General features: G+C 69.8%; 2 protein-coding genes and 1 pseudogene. 2 read left to right on the top strand and 1 reads right to left on the bottom strand.

The features are described from left to right. Positions 1–1,144, bottom strand: a 1,144-nt coding sequence (locus tag B9G38_RS14145) for a twin-arginine translocase subunit TatC (RefSeq protein WP_086220791.1), incomplete at its 3' end; no start/stop codon positions are given. Between the two features lie 255 nt (positions 1,145–1,399). On the opposite strand from B9G38_RS14145, the gene B9G38_RS14140 reads away from it, so the two are divergent. Then, positions 1,400–3,625, top strand: a complete 2,226-nt coding sequence (locus B9G38_RS14140) for a twin-arginine translocase subunit TatC (RefSeq protein ID WP_086220790.1) — start codon at positions 1,400–1,402, stop codon at positions 3,623–3,625. 120 nt (positions 3,626–3,745) lie between these two features. Then, positions 3,746–5,005: pseudogene (locus tag B9G38_RS14135) on the top strand (excinuclease ABC subunit UvrA); the annotation flags it as partial.

Below are 5,005 nucleotides of genomic sequence, written 5' to 3'. Positions count from 1 at the left end.
GCTTCGCCTCCAGCCACTGCCGGGTGACGAGGTTCATCATGATCGCGAGCATGATGAAAAGCGGGATCTGGAAGACGATCGCCATGAACGCGAGCATGATGACGATCAGGTTGAACGTCTCCGCGAGTCCGAAGGCGATCGTCGCCGCGTCGGCGGTGTAGGTGGTGAAGTACGAGAAGATCGCGGGCAACACGAGGAAGTGCGCGAACGCGATCCCGATCCCGCCGAGCACGAGGCTGGTCGGCACCGCAGCGAGGTAGTAGCGCCGCTCCGTCTGGTAGAGACCCGGGCGCATGAACCGGTACGTCTCGTAGACGAAGGCGGGGAGCCCGACCACGACGCCCGCGAGGCCGGCGACCTTCAGCCGGGTGAGCGGGAGTTCGAGCGGGCCGTACAGCCGCGGCCGGTTCTCCATCGGCGCGGGGATGTGGTAGCTCCAGAAGTAGTTGATCAGCTCCGTCGACTCGGTGACGACGACGAGCGTCGCCAGCCCGCCGATGAGGAAGACGACCGCCAGCCGGCGCATCATCTCCTCGATGTGGGCCGCAAGCGGCATCTCCTCGTCCGTCTCCGGCCCCTCGATCCCCTCGAAGGGCTCGTCGTCGTCGAACGGGTCGTCCTCGACCGCCGTCGCGGCGTCGGCGGTCGACCCGTCCGCGGCCGTCGCCGGGGTGCCGCCGTCGCCGGCGGTCGCGGCGTCGTCCCTCGCCGCGGCGTCGCTCGGGCCCGACTCGGCGTCCCCGTCGGACTCGGCGTCCCCGTCGGACTCGGCGTCCCCGTCGGGCTCGGCGTCCCCGTCGGACTCGGCGCGGTCGAGCGCGTCCGATCGGCGTGCGTCCTCGGCCTCGACCACGTCGTCCGGGTCCGAGAGCGCGTCCCACGACTCGTCGTCGCCGGACTCGTCGTCCCCGTCGTCGACGGACGCTCCCTCGTCGTTGTCGGCCGCCGTCACCTCGGGCTCGACCTCGGGGGTCACCTCGGATTCGACGTCGCCGGAGGCCGTCGCGTCGGTGGAGTCCTCGGACTCGGAGCCCTCGTCGACGGGGCCGTCGCCGACGGGGCCGTCGCTCGCGGGCTCGCCCTCGTCGGTCGACCCGTCAGCGGCGGCCGAGTCGTCGTCGCGCGACCGGTCCGAGTCGTCCATTCAGTTTCCCTACGCGACCGGGCGGTTATCAACCTTTTCGGATGGCGGCGCCGCACGCCGGTGGAACCGAGGCTCGGGGCGGCGAGGGAGGGCCCGCGACCGCGAGGCGGAAACTCCGACGACCCTCGGCCGCGAGGCGGAAACTCCGACGACCCTCGGCCGCAAGGCGGAAACTCCGACGACGCCGCGCCGGCTCGGCGGGGGCAGCGCCGGCGGTCGAAAAGGTTGATAACGGCGACGGCCCTCGCTCACCGTATGGCGAGCGCCCTCGACGAGGACACCCAACGGTCGATCGCGGAGGGCCGCGAGACGGCGAAGGCGTTCCTTCGGTCGATCCAGAAGGACCTCCAGAAGGTGTTCGTCGTCTTCCTGATCGGCTTCCTCGCGACGTTCTGGGCGCTCCGCGTGTACATCTGGGACCGGCTCCGAGCGGTGACCGAATCCAACATGAGCGCCGCGGTCGCCGAGGAGGCGGACATCATCGCGACGACGCCGTTCGAGGTGATCCTCCTCCAGGCGAAGATCGGGCTGATAGTGGGTGCGATAACCGCGATCCCGCCGCTGATCTACGTCACCCGCGACGAGCTTCGCGCCCGGGGAATGTGGCCGCGGTCGCCGATCGCCCGGTGGAAGCTGGCGCTGCTCGGGCTGCTCGCCGCCGGCCTCTTCTCCGCCGGCGTCGCCTACGGCGTGTTGGCCTTCTTCCCGCTGATGTTCGGCTTCCTCGCGGAGTTCGGGCTCGAAGCCGACATCCAGCCCACCTACGGGATCGTGATGTGGACGGAGTTCATCGTCTTCCTCTCGCTCTCGTTCGGCCTCGCCGGGCAGATGCCGATGGTTATCACCGGCCTCTCGTACGCCGAGATCGTCCCGTACGAGACGTTCCGCGACAAGTGGCGCTACGCGGTCGTCGCCATCTTCGTCTTCGGCGCGGTGTTCTCGCCGCCCGACCCGTTCACCCAGCTCCTGTGGGCGTTCCCGCTCGTCGCGCTGTACGGCTTCAGCCTCTACCTCGCGAAGCTCGTCGTCACGGCCAAGCGGAGCTCCGACCGCATCGACGTGCTCGGCGCCGTCCGGAACCACTGGAACGTCGTCGGGGGGGCGACCGTCCTCGGCGGCGCGCTCGTCTACGGCTTCTACGAGTACGGCGGCCGGACCGCGCTCAACGACCTGCTGCGGCTCGCCGGGAGCACTCGGCGCTTCCTCGAACCCGGCGCCGGGCTCGGCGTCGACCCCGCGACCGCGCTCGGCGCGTACGCCGCGCTGTGGGCGCTCGCATTCGCCGCCGTCGCGACGCTGTGGGCGGTGTACACCGATCTCGACACGGCGAGCGCGGGCTACCAGTACGGCGACCCGACCGCCATCGACGTGAGCGAACTCGACGCGGCGGGCGTACGCGCCGCCCCCGCCGACGCGTTCGCCCAGATGGACGAGGGAGAGTCGCTCGCGCTCGCGCAGGCCGCGATGGACGACGACGACCCGGAGAAGGCGCAGGCGATCCTCGACCGCTTCGACGAGGCGAACGAGGGGAGCGACGGCGAGGGCGACGACGCGGACGACGGCGACGCGGGCACGAGCGACGGGGGCTCCGGTGGCGGCGGCGAGGACGGCCTCGTCGGCTCCGTCCAGAACCGGACCTCCCGCGCGGGGTCGACGTTCCTCGCCGAGCTCACCGACGGCGACGAGGAGTCGGCCGAGGACGACATCGGCGGCTATTACAAGGACCTCAAGTTCATCTTCGACTCGCTGCGGTCGCGGTCGTTCCGGATCGTCGCCGTCTTCGGCGTCGTGATGGCGGCCGCGTTCACGTGGCTGTACCTCGGCGGCCTCGGCACCGTCCGCGGCGACCTCGAGCGGCGCGTGCCCGCGGAGGTCGATGGCGGGATCAACATCATCACGCTCCACCCGGTCGAGGCGCTCATCTTCATGGTGAAGTTCTCGGTGCTGCTCGGGATCTTCGCCGCGCTCCCCGTGGCGCTCTACTACGCGTGGCCCGCGCTCCGCGAGCGCGGCTTCGTCGCCGGGCGGATCTACCAGGTGTACCTGTGGGCGGGCGCGCTCGGCGCCGGCATGATCGGCGGCTTCGCGCTCGGCTACGCGTACATCGCGCCCGGGATCATCGGCTGGCTCGTCACCGACGCGCGCCTCGCGGACATGATCATCACGTACCAGGTGAGCGACTTCCTCTGGCTCGTCATCTACACGACGATCGGGATCGGCTTCCTCGCCGACATCCCGATCGCGATGGTCCTGATGAACAACGCGGGCGTCCCGTACCGCGTGTTCCGCGAGCGCTGGCGCGAGGTGACGATCGGGATCCTGCTCGTCGCGGCCGTGTTCACCCCCGCCGACGTGATCACGATGTTCCTCGCGACGATTCCGCTGATGATCGCGTACGGGCTCGGGGTCGGCCTCCTCTTCCTCGTCACCTTCGGCGGGCGCCGCGACCTCTCGCCGCCCGCGGAGTTCATCGGGGAGTGAGTTCCGGGCTCGTCGAGGAGAGAGCCCCCCGAACTCGGCGCGACCGACGGCGGAAACGGCCTCTCGCGGTTCCCGCGACCGACGACTATTCCCGCGCGCGCCCGCAACGGAGGGATAGAAATGAGCAAGGACTACATCGAGGTCCGCGGCGCCGAGGAACACAACCTCAAGGACCTCGACGTCCGGATCCCGCGCGAGGAGTTCACCGTCGTCACCGGGCTCTCCGGCTCGGGCAAGTCGTCGCTCGCGTTCGACACCGTCTACGCCGAGGGACAGCGTCGCTACATCGAGTCGCTGTCGGCGTACGCCCGCAACTTCCTCGGGCAGATGGACAAGCCGCAGGTGGAGTCCGTCGAGGGGCTCTCGCCGGCCATCTCCATCGACCAGAAGAACGCCGCGAACAACCCCCGGTCGACGGTGGGGACCGTCACGGAGCTCCACGACTACCTCCGCCTCCTGTACGCCCGGATCGGCACCCAGTACGACCCCGTCACCGGCGAGGAGGTCGGCGAGCAGTCCGCACAGGACATGGTGAACCAGATCCTCGACCTCCCCGAGGACACCCGCGCGAAGGTCGCCGCGCCGGTCGTCCGCGACCAGAAGGGCGCGTTCGAGGACCTGTTCGAGGAGCTGGTGAGCGACGGGTACAGCCGGGTCGAGGTGGACGGCGAGCCCGTCGACCTCACCCTCGACGACCCCGACCTCGACGAGAACTACGACCACACGATCGACGTGATCGTCGACCGCGTCACCGTCTCGCCGGACGCCCGCTCGCGGATCACGGACTCGGTCGAGACCGCCCTCGAAGAGGCCGACGGCGCACTCAAGCTGATCGTCCCCGACCCGCCCGCGGACGTGCCGTTCGCCTCGAACGCGCGCTCGACGGGGTCGCTCGCGGCCGACGCCGACGGCGATGACCGCCTCGTCGTGGAGTTCTCCGAGGAGCTCGGCAACCCGAACTCCGACGTCCAGTTCTCCGCGATCGAGACGCGCTCGTTCTCCTTCAACAGCCCCTACGGCGCCTGCCCCGAGTGCGAGGGGATCGGCTCGACGAAGGAGGTCGACGAGGAGCTCGTCGTCGAGGACCCCTCGAAGCCGCTCAAACACGTGTTCGAGCCGTGGAGCTACGACCGCACCTACTACTCCCGACAGCTCGACAACGTCGCCGACCACTTCGGGGTCGACCTCGACGCGCCGTTCGAGGAGCTCGACGAGGAGATTCGACGGCAGTTCCTCTACGGCACCGACGACCTGGTCCACTTCGAGTGGACGACGAAGAACGGCACCCGCGAGAAGACCGAGCGCTTCGAGGGCGTCATCCCCAACCTGGAGCGTCGGCACGTCGAGACCGACTCCGAGCGCGCCCGCGACCACATCGAG

It is taken from the genome of Halorubrum sp. SD612, assembly GCF_002135005.1.
The sequence above is the reverse complement of the archived record's forward strand: the minus strand, read 5'-3'. Positions and strand labels throughout refer to the sequence as shown.